Annotated in this window: 18 protein-coding genes and 1 pseudogene; 6 read left to right on the top strand and 13 right to left on the bottom strand. The window is 72.6% G+C overall.

Annotated elements, in window-relative coordinates:
* Window position 1: 1 nt before the first annotated feature.
* The 5 genes from AB0B57_RS00095 to AB0B57_RS00075 all read right to left on the bottom strand — a co-directional run bounded on the left by AB0B57_RS00095 (window position 2) and on the right by AB0B57_RS00075 (window position 3986).
* Window positions 2–1372 (bottom strand): phage tail sheath subtilisin-like domain-containing protein, encoded by a 1371-nt coding sequence (locus AB0B57_RS00095; protein WP_357063200.1) that lies wholly within the window; start codon window positions 1370–1372, stop codon window positions 2–4.
* Between the two features lie 23 nt (window positions 1373–1395).
* Window positions 1396–2094 carry a carboxypeptidase-like regulatory domain-containing protein gene (locus AB0B57_RS00090; protein WP_357063197.1) on the bottom strand — a complete coding sequence of 233 codons (699 nt, stop codon included), beginning with the start codon at window positions 2092–2094 and terminating at the stop codon, window positions 1396–1398.
* Complete coding sequence (locus AB0B57_RS00085; RefSeq protein ID WP_357063195.1) at window positions 2091–2699, bottom strand: glycine zipper family protein; 609 nt, start codon at window positions 2697–2699, stop codon at window positions 2091–2093. Before AB0B57_RS00085 ends, AB0B57_RS00090 begins: the two co-directional genes overlap by 4 nt.
* 14 nt (window positions 2700–2713) lie before the next feature.
* Window positions 2714–3049 carry a hypothetical protein gene (locus AB0B57_RS00080; protein WP_357063193.1) on the bottom strand — a complete coding sequence of 112 codons (336 nt, stop codon included), beginning with the start codon at window positions 3047–3049 and terminating at the stop codon, window positions 2714–2716.
* A gap of 142 nt (window positions 3050–3191) precedes the next feature.
* Window positions 3192–3986 carry a DUF3153 domain-containing protein gene (locus tag AB0B57_RS00075; protein WP_357063190.1) on the bottom strand — a complete coding sequence of 265 codons (795 nt, stop codon included), beginning with the start codon at window positions 3984–3986 and terminating at the stop codon, window positions 3192–3194.
* A gap of 239 nt (window positions 3987–4225) precedes the next feature.
* Here AB0B57_RS00075 and AB0B57_RS00070 point away from each other — a divergent pair, with 239 nt between their 5' ends.
* Both AB0B57_RS00070 and AB0B57_RS00065 read left to right on the top strand, forming a co-directional pair.
* Window positions 4226–5206 (top strand): adenosine deaminase family protein, encoded by a 981-nt coding sequence (locus AB0B57_RS00070; RefSeq protein ID WP_357063188.1) that lies wholly within the window; start codon window positions 4226–4228, stop codon window positions 5204–5206.
* A 9-nt stretch (window positions 5207–5215) separates the two neighbouring features.
* Window positions 5216–5683, top strand: coding sequence for an NUDIX domain-containing protein (locus AB0B57_RS00065; RefSeq protein ID WP_357063185.1), 468 nt, complete (start codon window positions 5216–5218; stop codon window positions 5681–5683).
* A gap of 23 nt (window positions 5684–5706) precedes the next feature.
* Here AB0B57_RS00065 and AB0B57_RS00060 read toward each other — a convergent pair whose 3' ends face one another.
* On the bottom strand, window positions 5707–6888 hold the full coding sequence (locus tag AB0B57_RS00060) for an FAD-dependent oxidoreductase (RefSeq protein ID WP_357063182.1): 1182 nt from the start codon (window positions 6886–6888) through the stop codon (window positions 5707–5709).
* Window positions 6889–6954: 66 nt separating this feature from the next.
* Between AB0B57_RS00060 and AB0B57_RS00055 the strand changes: the two genes are divergently transcribed.
* Both AB0B57_RS00055 and AB0B57_RS00050 read left to right on the top strand, forming a co-directional pair.
* Entirely contained in the window at window positions 6955–7584 is a 630-nt protein-coding gene (locus AB0B57_RS00055; RefSeq protein ID WP_357063179.1) for a TetR family transcriptional regulator, read from the top strand.
* Window positions 7585–7726: 142 nt separating this feature from the next.
* Window positions 7727–8848 (top strand): FUSC family protein, encoded by a 1122-nt coding sequence (locus AB0B57_RS00050; protein ID WP_357063177.1) that lies wholly within the window; start codon window positions 7727–7729, stop codon window positions 8846–8848.
* 84 nt (window positions 8849–8932) lie between these two features.
* On the opposite strand, the pseudogene AB0B57_RS00045 reads toward AB0B57_RS00050, so the two are convergent.
* Window positions 8933–9439, bottom strand: a pseudogene (locus AB0B57_RS00045) (phospholipase); the annotation flags it as partial.
* A gap of 201 nt (window positions 9440–9640) precedes the next feature.
* Window positions 9641–10630, bottom strand: a complete 990-nt coding sequence (locus AB0B57_RS00040; protein WP_357063174.1) for a LacI family DNA-binding transcriptional regulator — start codon at window positions 10628–10630, stop codon at window positions 9641–9643.
* A 160-nt stretch (window positions 10631–10790) separates the two neighbouring features.
* On the opposite strand from AB0B57_RS00040, the gene AB0B57_RS00035 reads away from it, so the two are divergent.
* A complete protein-coding gene (locus tag AB0B57_RS00035) occupies window positions 10791–12050 on the top strand; it encodes an MFS transporter (protein ID WP_357063171.1) in 1260 nt (419 codons plus the stop codon).
* 73 nt (window positions 12051–12123) lie between these two features.
* Complete coding sequence (locus AB0B57_RS00030; RefSeq protein WP_357063168.1) at window positions 12124–13020, top strand: aldo/keto reductase; 897 nt, start codon at window positions 12124–12126, stop codon at window positions 13018–13020.
* 48 nt (window positions 13021–13068) lie between these two features.
* On the opposite strand, the gene ileS is transcribed toward AB0B57_RS00030, so the two are convergent.
* The 5 genes from ileS to AB0B57_RS00005 form a co-directional block, all read right to left on the bottom strand.
* Complete coding sequence (ileS, locus tag AB0B57_RS00025; protein ID WP_357063165.1) at window positions 13069–16215, bottom strand: isoleucine--tRNA ligase; 3147 nt, start codon at window positions 16213–16215, stop codon at window positions 13069–13071.
* A gap of 336 nt (window positions 16216–16551) precedes the next feature.
* Complete coding sequence (locus AB0B57_RS00020) at window positions 16552–17217, bottom strand: hypothetical protein (RefSeq protein WP_357063162.1); 666 nt, start codon at window positions 17215–17217, stop codon at window positions 16552–16554.
* A gap of 23 nt (window positions 17218–17240) precedes the next feature.
* Window positions 17241–17741 carry a hypothetical protein gene (locus tag AB0B57_RS00015; RefSeq protein ID WP_357063159.1) on the bottom strand — a complete coding sequence of 167 codons (501 nt, stop codon included), beginning with the start codon at window positions 17739–17741 and terminating at the stop codon, window positions 17241–17243.
* Between the two features lie 399 nt (window positions 17742–18140).
* Window positions 18141–19085, bottom strand: a complete 945-nt coding sequence (locus tag AB0B57_RS00010) for an aminoglycoside phosphotransferase family protein (RefSeq protein ID WP_357063157.1) — start codon at window positions 19083–19085, stop codon at window positions 18141–18143.
* Window positions 19086–19493: 408 nt separating this feature from the next.
* Window positions 19494–19765, bottom strand: a 272-nt coding sequence (locus AB0B57_RS00005) for a helix-turn-helix domain-containing protein (RefSeq protein WP_357063155.1), incomplete at its 5' end; no start/stop codon positions are given.

Here is a 19765-nt window from a genome sequence, read left to right as displayed (position 1 = left end):
GTCAGCCTCCGATCGTCTCGGTCTCGGTGCCGCCGGCCCACTGGCTCAGCTTGAACACCACGAACTCGGCGGGCTTGACGACGGCGATGCCGATGTGGGCGATCACCATGCCCGCGTCGCGGACGTCGACCGGGTTGGTCTCCTCGTCGCACTTGACGAAGAACGCCTCCTCCGGGCTGCGCCCGAGCAGTGCGCCGTCGCGCCACACCCGGGTGAGGAACGCCCCGATGTCGCGCCGGATCGAGCGCCAGAGGGTGAAGTCGTTGGGTTCGAAGACCATCCACCGGGTGCCGTTGGCGATGGCCTGTTCGATGGCGATGCTGAGTCGCCGGACGTTGAGGTAGCGCCACTCGCTGGCCTCGGCGGCGAGCGTACGGGCGCCCCAGACGCGGATGCCCTCGCCGGCGAAGTAGCGGATCACGTTGACGCCCTTGGGGTTGAGCACGTCGTGCTCCGGTCGGGTGACCAGGTAGGCCAGGTCGACGGCACCCCGTACGGGCTCGTTGGCCGGTGCCTTGTGCACGCCGCGCAGGGCGTCGGTGCGGGCCCAGATGCCGGCCAGGTGCCCGCTCGGCGGGGTCAGTTCCAACTCGCCGCTGATCGGGTCGCGGACCCGCAGCCAGGGGTAGTAGAAGGCCCCGAACTCGGACTGCCGGGGTCGGTACGCGGCACCCTCGTGCCCACCGGAGCCGCCCGGCTGCGCCGAGCCGCCGCCCGAGCCACCGCCCGAGCCACCGCCCGAGCCACCGCCCGAGCCACCGCCGGCACCGCCCGAGCCACCGCCGGCACCGCCCGAGCCACCGCCGGCACCGCCCGAGCCACCGCCGGGGCCGGCCGAGCCGCCGGCCGTACCCTCGGCGGGTTTGGGGGGTTTGCCGGAGGACGGGGTGGCGACCCGGGTCAACGCGGAGATGTCGTCGATGTCCGGTGCCGGGTCGCAGATCGCGACCATGGTGCGGGTGCGCTCGGCCATGCTCAGCAGCGCCTCGTGCGACACCACGTCGTGGAAACCGGGCGCGGCGATGATGGAGATCTCGTCGATGGCCTCCAGCAGTTGCAGGCCACCGCGGCGTTGTCCGGTGCCGGTGATCGCGCCGCCCGCGCCGACGTTGACCACCCAGCAGCGGGCGCCCCCGTTGTCCAGGAAGCCGAAGACCGCCCGCGCCAGCGGCGTGCTCTCCACCCGTTCCCCGGCGGCGAAGAGTCGCAGGAACTCCGTCCAGTTGTTGACCGGCACCGCCCTGCCCAGGTGGGCGTCGCGGTCCGGGGCGAGGCCGACGAAGGCGGCGATGCTGGTGCTCGCCGGGCCGATCGGTCGGGCGCCGCTCGGGACCTCCTCGACATAGATGCCGGGGGAGAAGTAGCTGGGCATCGGTCCTCCTGTGCGGGTGGGCGTCAGTGGGTCGGTGGCGCGCAGACGATGACGATGTCGTCCTCGTCCGCGTCGACGTCGGCGGTGAGGACGAGCCCGCGCCCGGTCAGCCGCAACCGGACCGGGCTCGGGTGTTCGGGGTCGTGCGGGACGCCGACGATCCGGAACCGGCCCTGTGGGTCGGTGCGGGTGGCGGATCCGGTGCCGGGAAGCTCGACCCGCATCGCGGCCAGTGGTTGGTCCTCGGGACCGACCACCCGGCCGGCGAGGGTCCGCACCTCGAGTTGCCGCAGCCGCAGCGGTCGTAGCACCGGCGGCGCGGCCGGGGTCGGGTGGTCCACCTGCGCGGCCACGTCGATCAGCAGCGCCGGTCGGGGTGCCGTGTCGAACGCCGTCCAGAGTGGTGGGTCACCCGCCTCCAGGACGACCGCGTAGGTGCCGTCGGTGGTCGTGGCGGTGAGCACCCGGTCCAGCCGGGGCAACCCGCCCGGCCCGGTCACGCAGAGCAGGAAACGGACCGTGAACCGGTACGGCTCGCGGACCGCGCCGCTGGAGCGGGTCTGCCGGGCCGGACGCAACTCCAACGGCCAGAGGGTCAGCCCGTCGGCGTCGTCGAACGGGCGGGGCGGGCCGATCGGGACGGGTTGCCCCGCCGAGCTGGTCAGCCAGGCGGCCAGCTCGGCGGTGGCCGTCTCGATCGGCCCGCGCCCGTCGGTGCTCATCGCGGCGGCGTCCCCTGGATCCGGTACGCGATGGCCTCGTTCCACACGTGCGGGTAGACGCCGATCTCGAAGTACCTGGTGAACCGGTTGATCGGGGCGTTGGTGTGGTCGTGGTAGAGCAGCCACACCGGGGCGATGGTGAACAGGACGTAGTTCGCCAGCACCAGCGGGATGTAGAGCGGCCCGAGCAGGCGGCCCTGGAAGATGTGGACGTCCTCGTGCCGTTGGATGCCCGAGCTGGAGCCGGCGCAGACGGTGCCGATGGTGGTGGCGTAGCGGGGCGAGACCCCCTGCACCACGCTGACCCGGCCGCTGCCGGCCGAGGTGGGCCGGTCCAGCGAGTGCCCGAAGACCAGGTGCACGGTCAGGTAGATGGCGCCGACGACGGTGTTGAGCAGACTCCAGGTGTGGTCGACGACGAAGAGGAAGATGCCGCGGGCGTCCGGGGCGTACACCCCGGCGGAGGCCACCGCCCAGCCGAAGATCGCGCCGACCAGCAGGCCCACGACGGTGCCGACCACGAGCCCGATCGGGCCGCCGGCGAGGAAGCCGAACAGGGCGCCGAGGATGACCTGGACCGCCGCGCTGAGAACTCCGAAGACCATGACGTCACCCCCCCTCAGACCCAGGAACGGAAGACTCGGGGCTCGCGACCGCTCGCGACCTGGGTGGGTGTCGCCTGCCGGTTGCCGGGCGGGAACTGGTTGACGCCGAGCGCGGCGGAGAAGATGACGAGCGCGTTGAAGAACGCGATGACCCACTTCTCACCGCCGGCCTCGTCGGCGAACGCCGCGGTCAGGTAGGACAGCAGCAGCGCGATGGCGATGGCGATCCACTTGCGGAGTTTGTCGCCGCTCGGGCCGATCAGCCCGCCGATGACGTTGGTGGCCAGCAGGGTGGCGGCGCTCGCGCCGGCGATGGTGCCCAGGGCGGCCCAGGTGAAGAGATCGTTCATGGCGATCCCCCTTTTCTGCGATGGTGCGACCGGGATGTGGTGGAGGTGCGGTGCTCCCTCGGGGGAGCACCGGGGCCGGTCGCCGTCGTCGCTGGGGGCGGCCGGGGCCGGGCGTGGCCGGCTCAGCCGGCCACCGGGTGGATCAACCGGGCCCCGGGGCGCCGGCGGGCGGCCCCGGCGGTGTCGGACCGGGCACGGTCGGGCCGGGGGCGGCCGGCGCCGTGGGGTGCCGGCGTCGCAGCAGGAGTACGCCCACCGCGGCGAGCACCAACAGGAGCAGGAGTACGCCGCCGACGATCAGCGGCCAGCCGATTCCGCCGTCGTCGTCACCGGCGGCGGCCGGCGAGGCGGACGGTCGAGGTGGCGCCTCGGCGACGGCACGCAGCTCGGTCGGCTTGTCCTGGTTGGAGTTGACCTTCCAGCTGACCGACCGGCCGTTGACGGTGCCATTGCTGTCGATCACCCGGCCGGGAAATGTCACCGAGATCTCGAACGACATCAGCTTGAGGAACGCCTGCTGTTGCTGCGGATTCTGCTGCGCGACCTTTCCGCCGTATTTCGACGGGTCGAGCGGCAACGTGAAACGGTACAGGTCGCCGTCCCGGACCAGTTTTACGCTCTCCGTGTCGAAGCCTGCCAGCGGCGCTTTTCGATAACTGATCTGGGAGCCGAAGAGTTTGTCGTCCTCGTAACGGGTCTCTTCTCCCGCGGGTAGGGCGGGAATGTTCTGCCGAAGCTCCGCGAAGGCCACCGGGATGTTCTTGTTGCGCGAGGTCAGCAGGGACTTCTCGGCGGTCAGCAGGAGCTGCCCATCGACCGTGTCGTCGGCGTTGACGGTGAGCCCCATGTTGAGTTGCATGCAGCCGCTGAGCGCGGCGACCAGAAGGAGACACACCGCGACGCGGAGTGCCTTACCGCGGTTGACGCTCCTGTTCATGGGCTCAGTGTGTGTGATCCATTTCACCACGAGCAGTCAGCCATCAGTCACAACGCAGTCGCCGATTGTACCGACGCGCTGTCATATGTGACCGAGGCGAATCGGGGCGCATTTGACTACTCTGGAGCTTTGGGGCCAAGAACAGTTTCCCGGTGATGATCCCCCGTGTGGGGGTGGTCGGCCCGGGTCGGGGTGCGGCAGGCTGGATCGCACCTGTTCGACCACCCCCGAGGACCACGATGACGCCGGCTCAGCGCCACACCCCGAAGATCGAACTGCACGTCCACCTGGAGGGAACGGTCCGCCCGGCGCTGCTCGCCGCGCTGGCCCGCGGCCATCACCTCCCGGTGCCGGCCGAGACACCTGGCCGTTTCGACGACCTGTACGACTTCATCGCCACCTGGAACGCGATGACGGCCGTGCTGCGGACACCGCGGGACTACCAGCGGGCGTTGCTGGCCTACGCCGCGGAAGCCGCCCACGACGGCGCCGTCCACCTGGAACCGATCGTGGACGCCGAGGAGCGGATCGGGTTGCCCGGCTGGGCGGACGTGCTCGCCGCCCTGGTCGACGCGGCGGCCGAGGCCCGCGAGTCGTACGGGGTGTCGATCGGGTTGACCCCGCAGGTCTGCCGGGGTCACGACGTCGACTTCACCGAGGGCGCGGCCCGGGTCGCCACCCGGTTCGCCGGGCGGGGCGTGGTCGGTTTCGGGCTGTCCGGTGCCGAGGGGCGGCACCCGACCACGCCGTACACCCGGATGGTGGAGCTGGCCCGCGACGGCGGCCTGCCGTTCGTGCCGCACGCCGGCGAGGCGGCCGGGCCGGAGGCGGTCCGCGAGGTGCTGGCGATGGGCGCGGTCCGGATCCGGCACGGGGTGCGGGCCGTGCAGGATCCGGAGTTGGTCGCCGAGTTGGCCGGGCGGGGCGTCGTGTTGGACGTGACGCCCACCTCCAACCTGCGCCTCGGCGTGGCCCGAGCAGACCTCCCGCACCCGTTGACCGTGCTGACCGACGCCGGGGTCGCCTGCTCGGTGTCCACCGACGACCCGGCCATCTTCGACATCACCCTGGCCGACGAGTACGCGTTCGCCGCCCGGCTCGGGGTGGACGCCGCGACCGCCTACGCCGCCGGGCTGCGCGGCCTGCTCGGGGACGCCGCCGACCGCGCGCGACTGGTGGCGCTGGGGGAGCGGGCGTACCGGGGCGGCACGCCCGCCTAAGCTGAGCCGGTGATCGTCGTCGCGTGTGTGCTGCTGGTGGATCCCGAGGGGCGGCTGCTGCTGCAACTCCGCGACGCCGACGCGATGTACCACCCCGACGTGTGGGGGCTGCCCGGCGGCCACGCGGAGGCGGGGGAGACGCCGGAGCAGACCGCCGAACGGGAGCTGTGGGAGGAGACCGGCCTGCGCGCCGACGGGCCGCTGCGCCTGATCACCGTGCAGCCGCGACCCGAGCTGGACCGGGAGATGCACTACTTCCTCGGCCGCACCCGGGCCCGACAGGAGGACGTGGTGCTCGGTGAGGGCGCGGCGATGGTCTTCGTGCCCGGCGACGAGGTGCTCAACGGTCGCCCCTGGACGCCGGGCACCCAGGAGGTGCTGACCCGCTTCCTCGCCGCGCCCGACCACACCGCGGCGTTCACCGGCCGCCCGCCCACCGAGCCCACCGGGCCGGCCGAGCTGGCGGAGCCGGCCTAGCCCACCGAGCTGGCCGGGCCGGCCTAGCCCACCGAGCTGGCCGAGTCGGCCGGGGGGCGCCAGTCCGCGTACCGGGCCATGCTCCGCAGCATGACCCGGGCCGGGGTGATCCGCAACGCGGTGTTGCGCGCCGCGAAGGCGATCGGGTTGTGCAGCTGCTGTCCGAGCCGCCCGGCGACGTGGGAGGCCCGGGCGACGGACTGACTGCGCCCTCGACGCTGCCTGTCGTACGCGGCCAGGGCGGCGGGCACCCCGCCGGCGCCGTCGGCGCAGACCGCGCCGAGCACCACCGCGTCCTCGATCGCCTGCCCGGCGCCCTGCCCGAGGTTGGGCGTCATCGGGTGGGCGGCGTCGCCGAGCAGCGCCACCCGTCCGCACACGTACGAGGGCAGCGGGACGGGCAGGTGGTGGATGTCGTTGCGCAGGACGACGTCGGGTGGGGTCGCCGCGAGAAGCGCCGGGATGGGGGCGTGCCAGTCACCGAAGTGCTCCCGCAGGATCGCCAACTCGTCGGGGGCGCGGCCGCCGGGCGGGGCGTTCAGTGCGCCGTACCAGTAGAGCTGGCCGTCGCCGATCGGCACCATGCCGAACTCGGCTCCCGGTCCCCAGGTGATGGCGGCCGGGATCGGGTGCGGGAACGCGATGGCCGCCCGCCACGTCGTCGAGCCGGCGTACACCGGGCCGGGGTGTCGCGGCCAGAGCTGGGCGCGGACCCGGCTGCGCAGGCCGTCGGCACCGACCACCAGGTCGGCTTCGAGGGTGTGCGGGCCGTCGGGCCGCTGGTAGCGCACCTCGGCGTGGTCCGGGCCGGACTCGACGTGTTCCACCTTGGCGTCGGTGTGCAGCCAGGAGGCCGGCAGGGCCTCGCGCAGGGTGCGGTGCAGCGTGGCCCGGTGCACGCCGAGCGCCGTGGTGCCGAGCTGCCGGATCATCTCCGCGGCGTCCACCCGGGACAGCCACCGCCCGTGCCGGTCGCGGATGCCGCCGGGCGCCTCGCCGTGGCCACCCCGGCGCAGGGCCGGGCCGAGGCCGAGGGCGTCCAGTCCGCGCACCGCGTTGGCCATCAGGCTCAGGCCGGCACCGACCTCGCGCAGCTCGGCGGCGCGCTCCAGGACGGTGACCCGCCACCCGCGCCGGTGCAGGGCGAGCGCCGCGCTCAACCCGCCGATTCCGCCGCCCACCACGACCGCGTGTGAGTCGTTCATGTCGACCACCCTTCTACATCTGTAGAAGAGCGATACTACCTGCGGACCCCGAGAAGAAGGAGTGCCATGACGGCGCGGGCGAACCGGATCGCGACGCTCACCGACGCGGCCATCGAGTTGATCGCCGAGGGTGGCATGCGGGCGCTGACCCACCGTGCGGTCGACGGCCGCGCCGGGATGCCGCCCGGCACCACCTCCGCGTACCTGCGCACCCGACAGGCGCTGATCGAGGCGGTGGTGGGTCGGCTCGCCGAACGGGACCGGGCCGACCTGGCGCGGCACGACCTACCGACCGGCCCGCCGCCCCCGACGGCCGCCCCCCGCCTCGACGGAAACGACCTCGACGACCTCGCCGCCGGTGTCGCCGAGGTGCTCGACCGCTGGTTGACCACCGGGCGCAGCCGGGCCCTGGCCCGCTACGCCTGCCTGCTGGAGGCGGTGCACCGGCCCGAGCTGCGCGGCATCCTGCAACACGGCACCGGTCTGCGGGTGCAGGCCCGGGACCTGCTCACCCGGGCCGGGGCCGCCGACCCCGATCGGCAGGGCGACCAGTTCGTCGCGTTCGTGGACGGCCTGCTCTTCGACCGGTTGGTCGGCGCGGGCGCGCTCAGTGCCCCGCAGCCCGGAGGCGCGGCCAGCCGTGCCGACCTGAGCGCCGCCGTCCGTACGCTGCTGCGCGCCCTCACCGGCAGCTGACCCGCCGTCCCGGTCGGCGATCGCGCCCCCGGCTTCGTGGTGTAGTGATCAGGTGATGAAAAGTAGGTCGAAAGAACTCCTGAGACCTACTTTTCATCACCTGATCACCGTTTGGCGGCGGGTGGGGAGGAGGGTGGCGGTGATGCGGTTCAGTGGCCTGCGGACGGCCGGTGGGCGGCTGCGGCACGGTTGGCGGCCGGTGCTGGAGGCGACAGTCGCGGCGACCGTGGCGTGGCTGCTGGCCACCCGGCTGCTCGGGCACCCGCAGCCCTTCTTCGCACCCGCCGCCGCGCTGATCGTTCTCGGTCAGGCTCGTGGTCAACGGATCCGCCGGGCCGTCGAGGTCGTGCTCGGCGTCGCCGCCGGGGTGCTCGTCGCGGACCTGGTGGTGCAGGCACTCGGCCCGGGCAGCACCTGGACCGTCGGCACGGTCATCCTGCTCACCGTCCTGCTCGCGGTGGCCTTCGGCGCCACCGGTGTGACGCTGGTGCAGGCCGCGGTCTCCGCGCTCTACCTGGTGGTGGTCGCCCCGCCGGACGGGTCGTTGGTGCCGTTCCGCTTCGTCGACGCGCTGGTCGGCGGTGCGGTCGCGCTCGCGGTCAGCCTGCTTGTCGACGCCCGGCACCCCCTCGCGCCGCTGGTCGCCGAGGTGCGGCGGACCTTCGACGACCTCGCCGGGCTGCTCGTCGAGATCGCCGACGCGCTGGACCAGCGCGACGAGGCCGCCGCGGTCGCCGCGCTGACGCAGGCCCGCGGGATGGACGCCCGGGTGGACGGGCTGCGCGACGGGGTGCTGGCCGCCGGTGAGGCCCTGCGGCTCAACGTACGCCGACGTCGGCACATCGGCCGGCTGAGGTCGGTGGACGAGTCGATCCGACAGATCGACTACGCGGTCCGCAACGTCCGGGTGCTGGCCCGTGCCGGCGTGACGCTCAGCCGGCTGCACACCCCGGCGCCGCCCGAGCTGGGCGCCGCGCTGCGCTCGCTGGCCGAGGCCGTCCGCCAGGCCGGTGCCGCCCTCGCCGCCGACCTCGACGGCCAGGACGAGACCGCCGACCGGCACGGCACCCGCGCCGACGAGGCGGCGTTGGCCGCCGTGCACACCGCCGGGCAGCTCTTCGGCCCCACGCAGACCCTGCCCCTAGCCATGATCATCGGTCAGGTCCGGGCCACGGCCATCGACCTGCTGCGGGGCGTCAACCCGGAGGACGACGCCGCCGTCCTCGCCCGCGTCGACGAAGCCCTCGGCCTGCCCGCCGTCTGAGGGCGGCACGGGGACGCCCGGAGGGTGGGGTGCGGCGGTGAGCCATCCGGTGGCACGGTCGCGAACCGGTGCGGGGATCTCGTGGCCGCCGGGGAACTCCTCGTAGGTGACGTCGTAGCCGAGGCCGCGCAGGTGGGGCACGAGACGGCGGCTGCACACGTCGACGGGCAGCACCCGGTCGTCGACACCGTGCGCGACGAACAGCCGGGGTCGGCCGTGGGTGGTCGGGGGCGCGGCGAAACCGGGGGAGAAGGCCACCACCGCCTCGACCAGGTCGCCGTTGGCCAGGCCCAGCGACAGCGCGTACGAGGCGCCGTCGGAGAAGCCACCGAAGGCCACCTCGCGTACCGGGTAGCTGTCGAAAACGGTCGTCAACAGCCCGTCGACACGCGTCACGTCCGCGCCGAAGCCACCGGCGACCAGGTCCCAACTGGCCGCCGACGACTGTGGCGCCACCAGCAGCAGGTGGTGCGCGTCCGCGACGGGCAGCAGCAGGTCCAGGCCCTGCCGCGCCGAGCCGCCCGCACCGTGCAGCAGCAGCACCAGCCGGTACGCGGACCCGTCGGTCGCCGACCGTGGGGCGTACGCCATCGCCAGCCGTTCACCGTCGGGGCCGGTCATCGGCACCAGCCCGGTGGGCCCCGGTGCCACCGGTGGGTGGGGACGCGCGGTCAACCGCCCGAGCCGGGGATCCCGGCGCGGCTGCGCGGAGTCGGACACGGCCTGCGCTCCTCGCGGTCGGCGGAAGGTCCGACGCGGTTACCCGGCCCGCCAGGGGTTAACCGTCGAGGCTCAGGTGCTGGACCGGGCCACCAGGGTGGACGGGAAGAGGGGCACCCGGGTGGCCGGACGCCCGTCCAGCAGGGCGGTGGCCGCGGCGGCGGCGATCCGCCCCACCGGATGGCTCGCGGTGGTCAGCGCCGGTGCGGTCATCCCGGCCAGCGGAATGTCGTCGAAGCCGGCCACCGCGACGTCGCCGGGCACCTGCACGCCGACGTCACGCAGCCCGGCGATCACCCCGAGGGCGCTGTCATCGTTGATCGCGTAGATCGCGTCGACGTCCGGCCAGCGCCGCAGCGCCACGCCAGCCGCGGCCCGACCGCGTGCCGCCGTGAAGTCCCCGGGCAGCACCCGCTCCGGCAGGCCCGCCTGGTGCATGAGTCGGCGGTACGTCTGGACGGGGCGCTGCGCGCAGGGCAGCCACCGGGGGCCGGTCACCATGGCGATCCGGCGGCGACCCGTGGCGTACAGGTGGCGCAGCACCGCCTCGGCGCCGGCGGCGTTGTCGACGTCGAACGACGGCACGGTCGCCGAGCCGTAGCCGATCGAGACCACCCGACCGCGCAGCGACGCCGGCACCGCCGCCAGCAGGTCCTCGGTGGTGTTGACCAGGAGCACCCCGCAGACGGTGCGATCCTCGCCGAGTTGGTGCAGGCCACGGGTGTCGCCGAGCGGCAGCCAGTGCAACGCCACCCCGACACCGGCGGGCGTGCACACCCGGGCGGCCGACCCGACCACCTGATGCATGTACGGGTCGTCCAGCACCGCCGCGCTGGTGCCCATGACGGTCACGACCAGTCGGAGGCCGCCGCCGCGGACCAGCGCCCGGGCGGCCGGGTTCGGCACGTAGCCGAGCTGGTCGACGGCGGCCGCGACCTGTTCCCGGGCGGCCGGCGACGCGAACCCGCTGCCGGCGATCACCCGCGACGCGGTGGACCGCGAGACCCCGGCGATCCGGGCGACGTCCTCCAGCGTGGCCGGTCGCTGTGCCGCTGTCGTCATCGTCGCCTCCCCGCGCCGGCCCGTCCGGTCGGACAAACGCCTGTTCACATCATGCCCCGGCCGGTCCACCGCCGGTAAGGGGCGGTGCCCGGTTGTGGTGGTAGCGCTCTCAGGTGTGCGATCGTGCCAGAAGATCACCCCGAGGAAGAGGACCGACCCCGTGAGCGCCCCCACCAGCAGACCCGTATCCCCGGACACCGCACCGCCCGCGCGGGCGGTGCTGATCGCCCGCAACGGTGTCGCCGTCACCTTCACGCTCAACGGGCTGGCCGTCGGCAGCTGGTTCTCCCGGGTGCCGGCGGTCCGCGAGGCGTTGGACCTCTCCGCCGGCCGGCTCGGGCTGCTGCTGCTGGCGATGAGCGTCGGCGCGCTGCTCGCCATGCCCACCTCCGGCCTGCTCGCCCAGCGACTCGGCGCGGCCCGCACCGTGACCCTGGCCACCGTGCTGGTCGCGGTCGGCCTGACCGTGGCCGGGCTGGGTGCCACGCTGGCCGGGTCGTTCGTCGTCGTCGCCGTGGGGCTGGTCGCCCTCGGCTACGGCTCCGGCGCCTGCGACGTGGCGATGAACATCGAGGGCGCGGCGGTGGAACGACGACTCGGGCGCACGATCATGCCCCGTTTCCACGCCGGGTGGAGCCTCGGTTCGGTGGCCGGAGCGGGGCTCGGCGCCGCGGCGGCCCGCTTCGACGTGTCGGTCGGCGTCCACCTCGCCGCCGTCGCGGTGGTCGTGTTGACCGGCACCGCGCTCGCCGCCCGGACGTTCCTCCCCGCCGCCGGCGATCACGCCGGCGACCCGGCGGACGCCACCCCGGCCGGCCGCCGCCGGGCGCAGCTCGCCGCCTGGCGGGAGCCGCGCACCCTGCTGATCGGTCTGTTCGTGCTGGTGGCGGCGTTCACCGAGGGCGCGGCCAACGACTGGCTCGCCGTCGCGTTCGTGGATGGACGGGACCTGAGCGAGGCGGCTGGTGCCGCGGTCTTCGGTGTCTTCGTCGTGGGCATGACCGCCGGGCGCACGGCGGGCACCGTCGCGTTGGACAGGTGGGGTCGGGTGCCGGTGCTCACCGCCACCATCGGGCTCGCCGTGGTCGGTGCCGGCCTGGCCGTGCTGGCCGGTCCGGGGCCGCTGGCCATCGTCGGCGTCGCGCTGTGGGGCCTCGGTGCGTCGCTGGGCTTCCCGGTCGGGATGAGCGCGGCCGCCGACGAGGAGGCCCACGCGGCGGTGCGGGTGAGTGTGGTCGCGGTGATCGGCTACACCGCGTTCCTGGGTGGGCCGCCGCTGTTGGGGCTGCTCGGCGACCAGGTCGGCACGCTGCGCGCGCTGCTGGTGGTGCCGCTGCTGCTGCTGCCGACCCTGCTGTTGGTGCCGGTGCTGCGTGCCCCGCACACCGCCGAGCCGGCTCCGCCAGTACACAAAAACTAGCCCACAACGCCGCCGGGCGGTATCGGGTGCGCGGCCGACTGCGCCGCGTACCCGCGCTGGTTAGGGTCGCCGAATGCCAATCGACGAGATCACCGCCGCCGCGGCGGGCACCTGGACCCTTGGCGACCGCACCGTGCGCCGGATGGGCTTCGGCTCCATGCGGATCACCGCCAACCCCGACCCGGACCAGGCCGTGGCCCTGCTGCGCCGCGCCCTGGAGTTGGGCGTCAACCACATCGACACGGCCGCGTTCTACGTCTCGCCCGGCGGCACCCTGCGGGTCGGCACCGGCCCGGCCCGCTACGCCACCGAGCTGATCCGCGCGGCGCTCGCCCCGTACCCGGACGACCTGGTGATCGCCACCAAGGTCGGCTTCGGGTACGACCCGGAGGCCGGCTTCACCGAGGCGTTCACCCCGGCGCAGTTGCGCGCCCAGGTCGAGGAGAACCTGCGGCGGCTCGGCCGCGACCAGCTCGACGTGGTGAACCTTCGCCTCGGCCGGGGCCCCGGCGCGGTACCGCTCGTCGACCGGTTCGGTGCCCTGGCCGAGTTGCGGGCCGCCGGGCTGATCCGGCACCTCGGGCTCTCCGGTGTCCGGCCCGAGCAACTGGACGAGGTGGCCGGCATCGCGCCGGTGGTCTGCGTGCAGAACAACTACGGGGTGGACGCCTACCGGGCGCAGGACGGGCTCGTCCAACTCTGCGGTGCGCGGGGGATCGCCTTCGTGCCGTTCTTCGCGCTGGCCGGCACCGGTCGGGAGAGGGGCGCGACCGCCGCGCAGAGCGAGGCCGTCGAGGCCGTCGCCCGCGCCCACGGCGTCACACCGCAGCAGGTACGCCTGGCCTGGACGCTGCACCAGGGCCCGCACGTGCTCGCCATCCCCGGTACCGCGAACCCGGACCACCTGGCGCAGAACGTGGCGGCCGGAGCCCTCCGCCTCACCCCGGCGGACCTGGCCCAGCTCGGTTGAGCGCCCACCGCGCCGAGGCGCACGGTGGGCGCCCGACCTCCCGCCCGGTCAGGCCCGCACGACGTGCACGACGATCTCCTGGCCGTCGCCCACGGTGCCGGCGAAGCCCTCCGACAACGCGTTGACCACCGTCAGCGTGCGCGCGAGGGTCTCGTGCGCGATGAGCGACTGATGCGTGGCGATCGCCGCCGCGACGTCGGCGGGCGCGGCGATCGCCACCGTGATCCGGTCGGCGACCTCGAAGTCGGCGTCGCGGCGGGCCTGCTGGACGAGGCGGACGACGTCGCGGGCGACGCCCTCGGCCGCCAGCTCGGGGGTGATCTCGGTGTCCAGCGCGATCGTCACCCCGCGCTGGGACTCCACGACCCAACCGGTGCGCGGCACCTCCGTGACCAGGATGTCGTCCAGGCCCACCTCGACCTGGGCGCCCTCGACCGACAGCGGGAACGACCCGTTCGCCCGGACACCGTCGACCAACTCCCGACCGGCCACGGCGGCGATGGCCTTCGCGACGTGCTGGGTGCGGTTGCCGTACCGGCGGCCCAGGGTCCGGAAGTTCGGCTTGACCCGCACGTCGATGACCCCGCTCTGCGGGTCGAGCAGATCGAGGACCTTGACGTTCAACTCGTCGCCGATGTCGTCGAGCAACACCTGCGGCAGCACGGTGCCGGCCGGCAGTCCCACCAGCGCCCGGCGCAACGGCTGACGGATCCGCAGACTGCTCGTCTTACGCGCCGACCGGCCCGCCTCGGCCAACGCCCGCGCCGTGGCCACCTGGGCCGACAACTCCGTGTCGATCAGGCTGCTGTCGGGTGTGGGCCAGGTCGCCAGGTGCACCGACTCCGGTGCCGAGGCGTTGCCGCGCCGGACGACCTGCTGCCACACCTGCTCGGTGACGAAGGGAACGAACGGCGCGAGTAGCCGGGTGAGGATGTCGAGGCACTCGTACAGGGTGGCGAGCGCGTCGGGGTCGCCCTCCCAGAAACGCTGCCGCGACCGCCGGACGTACCAGTTCGACAGGTCGTCGATGACGTCGGCGAGCAGCCGGCCGGCGCGCGCCGTGTCGTAGTGGCGCATCCGGTCGTCCACGGCGGCGGCGAGGGCGTGGACCTCGCCGACGATCCACCGGTCCAGCACCGGGCGTTGGGCGACCGGCTGCGCCAGGTGCGGCGCCCACGTGCAGTTCGCCGCGTAGAGGGAGAAGAACGCCGCGGTGTTCCAGTAGGTCATCAACACCTTGCGGACGATCTCGTCGAGTGGGCCGGGCCCGATCCGGCGCGGCGACCACGGCGAGCCGGAGCAGGCCATGAACCAGCGCACCGCGTCGGCGCCGTGGGTGTCCATCAACGGGATGGGCAGCAGGATGTTGCCCAGGTGCTTGCTCATCTTGCGGCCGTCCTCGGCCAGGATGTGCCCGAGGCAGACGACGTTCTCGTACGGGGACCTGTCGAAGACCAGGGTGCCCACCGCCATCAGGGTGTAGAACCACCCCCGGGTCTGGTCGATCGCCTCGCAGATGTACTGGGCCGGGTAGCTGCGTTCGAAGGCCTCCGTGCTGCCCGGCACGTGGGGATAGCCCAACGACGCGAACGGCATCGCCCCGGAGTCGTACCAGGCGTCGATCACCTCGGGTGCCCGGGTCGCGACCTGGCCGCAGTCCGGGCAGGCGAAGGTGATCTCGTCCACGTACGGGCGGTGTGGATCCAGCTCGGACAGGTCGGCGCCGGCCAGCTCGCCGAGCTCCCGGCGGGAGCCGACGGCTGTCACGTGGTCGTCCGGGCAGCGCCACAGCGGCAGCGGGGTGCCCCAGTATCGGGAGCGGGACACCGCCCAGTCGATGTTGTTCTTCAGCCAGTCGCCGTAGCGGCCGTGTTTGATGTGCTCCGGGAACCAGGTCGTGTTCTCGTTCTCCCGGGTCAGCTCGTCGCGTACGGCGGTGGTTCGGATGTACCAGGACGGCTGGGCGTAGTAGATCAGCGGGGTGTGGCACCGCCAGCAGTGCGGGTAGGGGTGCTCGAACGGCTCGTGCCGGAACAACCGACCAGAGGCCCGGAGTCGGTCGATGAGCAACGCGTCGGCGTCCTTGAAGAACACCCCTCCGACCAGGTCGATGCCGTCGTTGAACCGCCCGTTGGGGGCGACCGGGTTGACCAGCGGCAACCCGTAGGCGCGGCAGACGGCGAGGTCGTCCGCGCCGAAGGCCGGTGCCTGGTGCACCAGGCCGGTGCCGTCCTCGGTCGTGACGTAGTCCGCGAGGACCACCCGGTGCGCGTCCGGGATGTCCACCAGGTCGAACGGCCGCTCGTAGCGCAACCCCTCCAGGACCGACCCCGGCACCGTCGCCAGGATCTCCGCCTCGTCACCGAGGACCCGCCGGGTCAGCGGTTCGGCGACGACGAACGTGCCCCGCTCGGTGCGCGCGAGGGCGTACGTCACCGTGGGATGGACGGCGACGGCGGTGTTGGACACCAGAGTCCACGGGGTGGTGGTCCAGATCAGCAGCTCGACACCGCTGTGGCCGGCGACCGCCCCCCGCACCGGGAAACGCACGTACACCGACGGGTCGGTGACCGTCTCGTACCCCTGGGCCACCTCGTGGTCGGACAGGGTCGTGCCGTCGCGGGTGCAGTACGGCGCGACCCGGAAATCCTCCACCAGGCGCCCGCTGTCGTGGATCTGCTTCAGGGACCACCAGACGCTGTCCACGTACTCCGGTGACATCGTCTGGTACGGATGCTCCAGGTCGATCCAGTAACCCATCCGCTCGCTGAGCTCGACGAACTCGTCCACGTGCCGGAGCACCGAGGCGCGGCACCGGGCGTTGAACTCGGCGACGCCCAACTTCTCGATGTCGGGCTTGCCGCCGAGCCCCAGCTCCTTCTCCACCGCGAGCTCGACCGGCAGGCCGTGGCAGTCCCACCCGGCGCGGCGGGGCACCGAGAAGCCGCGCATGGTCCGGTACCGGGGAAAGAGGTCCTTGAAGACCCGCGCCTCGATGTGGTGGGTGCCGGGCGTGCCGTTGGCAGTCGGCGGGCCCTCGTAGAACACCCACGGCGGGCCGTCGGCGGTCTGCGCCAGACTCCTGTTGAACACGTCGTTGGCCTGCCACCACTGGATGACCGCGCGGTCCAGCGCCCCAAGATCGATCTTGGTGGGCAGTGGCACGAATGGTGACTTCGACGGATCGTCCGTCATCGACGCTCTCCCTACACTCCACATCCGCTGGCGTGGGCATCAACGCACCGCCCACGCGGGGACGAAGTGTCGGGCGTATGGCCAGGACTCCGCGGTACCACCCCGCTTGCGCCCCGATGGTGCGGGCGCCGCTCAATTCCCACGACGTGACGTGCCGCTACGTCCGGGTCTACTGGGGCGGTTGAGCTGCCCGTTCTTCCGGAGGCTCCCCGGTGATGGCCGGATCGGTGCCGATGCCGCCCAGCATAGCCGTCGGAAGGCGGACCCAGGGCGTCGAGGGCGCGGACCCAGGGCGTCGAGGGCGCGGGCGGCAGCGCGCCCGGTGCGCCCGAAGCCCTAGGGGTGCAGCCAGACGCGCAGCGGGCCGGTGGGGGTGAAGCCGGTTTCCAGGGCGGGGGCCAGGTCCGCTGTGGTTTCGTAGCCGACCAGCGACGCGCCGGGCACGGTGGCGCACACCGCGCGCCAGATGTCGTGGGCGCGGTCGGTGCGGGCGAACAGGTTGGAGACGCCGCACGGGCCGTCGCCGCTGAGCACCGCTCCGCCGGTGAGCACGCTCCGATCGTCGTGGTGGGCGAGCACCCGGACCCGGGGGTCGGCCAGCAGCGTGGGCCGGAACACCTCCCCGCCGCCGTGGGCCGCCGCCCAGGCCGTCAGCTCGTCGGCGGTGGTGACCGGGGTGAGCGGTTCGCCTGCTCCCGGCACCGCCGGTGGCCGGTGGATCCACTGCGCGTCGAAGAGGACCCGGAACCCGTACCCGGACAGGTCGACGTCGGCGAAGCTGTCCTTCACCGACGCGCCGGGTCCGACGTCGATCCGGGCCAGCAGGGCCTCGGCGTCGACGCCCGGCCGCAGGGTGACCGCGTCCGGGTACCACGGTGGCGAGCGGTGGGGGACCGACCAGGCGTCGGCGTCGGTACGGCCGGCCAGCCCGTGGCTGCCGCAGACGATGTCGCACCACTCGGCGTTGTTGCGGGCCGCGGCCACCCGCGCGTCCTCCCGCACTCCCGGAAGCCTAGGGCGCGCGGTCACGGGGCGTAGACCAGGTCCATCGTGTCGGTGTGCCCGGACCAGCGCAGGTCGAAATGCCAGCACCCGGCCTGCGGCATGTCGATGATCGACGGCCCCGGACCGCCGGCGACCTCCCGGGTCACCCGGGTGTCGGTGCCGTCCAGCGTCGCGGTGATCACCAGGGTCGCCGGTGCGGTCGGGTCGGGCGAGGTCGTGGCGGCGCGGGCCACCCACAGGATCTTGTTGTTCGACCCGTCCTCGCGGACCTGGCGCAGCGGATGAGCGAACAGCGCCGCCACGATGTCACCCTTCGCGCCGAAGACGTGCGGAATCCGCGCGTCCCCGCTGAACCCGGCGTCCGCCCACTCGGGCAGCGACGTCGTCTCGACCGGCGAGTGACAGCCCGTCGCGGCGCTCACGCTCGGCGCGCTCGCGCTGTTCGTGGTGCTCGTCGTGGTGGCGCTCGGCGCGGCCGACCCGCCGCTGGCCGTGCTCGTGCACCCCGCCAGCAAAACCACAGACGCTGCCAGCAGCAACCCGCCCCGTGAACCCATCTCGCCCCTTCCGGTACGCCTCGACGGCTCGTCGCATTGTCATGACACCGGTCACGCCCGTCAGGTTCCGAACCACGCTCCGTGATGCCAAGAAAGTGACCTGGTTCTTCGCGGTCAACGTCTCGTAGTGTCGCCGCATGACGACAGTGCTCTGCGTACCACAATGGCAAGGGTCCGATCCCGCAAGGCGTCGCAGTTGATGGTCGGTGCCCGTCGTGCTGCCCAACTCGTTCCGGCCGCCGAGGTAGTCACCGTTCCGGTACTGGAGACCAGTGGGGAGAAGGTCGCCGGGATTCGTGCGCTAGTACTCCAGCCGGGGATCGTGATCACGGCTGGATGAGGACGTGCGAGGTGTGATGGCTGTCATGGGCTGGGTTTGGTTACGGCGCCGGCCGTGTATTCAGAGAAGATCTCACCGAGGATGCGCTGCGAGTTCGCGGATCCGTCCGCGTCTTCGGGATCGTCGAGCGTGTAGGAGTAGGTAGCGAGGGTCTTCCAGAGGGCCCAGCCACGCCCGCGCGCCCACGTCGTCTCATCGACCGATAACCGCTTGCGGAATGCCTGCCGTCCGTCGGCGGTCACCAACGTCCAGGCGATCGCTAGATCACAGGCTGGGTCGCCGACGCCGCATGTCCCGAAGTCGATGACGGCCGCCAGCCGCCCGTCCTTGAGCAGAAGGTTGCCTTCGGCTATGTCACCGTGGAACCAGCGGTCAACACCGTCCCAGCGGGCGTCGAGCGCGCTCGCCCAGATCTCGCGTGCCAGCTCGGCATCGACGTGGCCGTCCAACTTTGTGAGCGCCCGCTCAACCTTCTCGTCGTAGGTGCGCAAGGTGCCGCCCCGGAACCAGTTGTGGATTCCCGGCTGCGGACCGTCAGCGGTGTCGACGCTCTGCAAAGCCGCTAGGAACTCGGCCAGTTCGAGCGCGAATCGCCTCGGGCCCGCGATACGGTCCACGGTCGCAGGTTCGCCGTCGAGCCACTGGTAGATCGACCACGGATAGGGGTAGCCCGCGCCGGCCTTGCCTTTCGCCAGCGGGGTAGGGATGGGCAGCGGCAGCCGAGCGGCGAGGGCCGGGAGCCACCGATGTTCCTTGTCGACCGCCAAGGCGTACTCGGCTGCGCTGGGTAGACGTACCAGCATTTCGGGGCCGAGGTGGAAGGTCCAGTTGTCCCAGCCGCCGTCGGCTACCGGCTCAACCGGGAGGTCGCCGAACTGAGGGAACTGGTCGGCGACGAGCCGCCGCACCTGATCCACGTCGACTGCCATACGCTGCGGCACAGGACCGAGATCCGGAACATCACTCACCGAGCCATCCTCATCTGACCATAGACGTTGAACGCGATGTGGTGCGGAAATGAAGGCGGCCACCGTCGATCATGGAGGTCACCGCCGGGCTGCCCTGCCGGTGGGCGGCCGGTGACGAGGCCTACGGCAACGATCCCGCCTGGCCGCACGGCTACGTCAGCTGCGACTGGGCTACGCCCTAGTACTGCAACGGCAGTTGGTCAGGGGTAGCCGTGTCGTCGGTAGTGGCAGGTTCGGGCTTGGTGTTGGCGTCGTCCGCGCCATCGGGAGACGCGACAGCGGGTATGAACGACGGTCGAGATGATCGCCCGGTTGCACAATAACGTGGCCACCGACTCGGGCGATGAGCGAGAAACCGCGTAGGCCGCGGCGAACCTGTGGTCGGGGTTCGGCTACTTGGACGCCCGGTCAGGTCTTCGGGACCGGGGCATGAAACGTGCGTCGGTAGTGCTGCGGCGTGACTCTCAGCGCCGCGTGTAGGTGTTGTCGCAGCAGGGTGGCGCTGCCGAAGCCTGCTTCGGTGGCGATCCGTTCCACCGGCAGGTCGGTGCTCTCCAGCAGGGTCCGGGCGCGGTCGATGCGTCGGGCGATCAGCCATTGCAACGGTGTCACGCCCATCTCGGCGACGAAGCGTCGGCTGAAGGTCCGCTTCGTCATGGTGGCGTGCTGGGCCAGGTCGG

It is taken from the genome of Micromonospora sp. NPDC049101 (genome assembly GCF_040648675.1).
Taxonomy (GTDB): Bacteria; Actinomycetota; Actinomycetes; order Mycobacteriales; family Micromonosporaceae; genus Micromonospora.
Note: the sequence above shows the minus strand (reverse complement) of the source record. Positions and strands in the feature narration are given on the sequence as shown.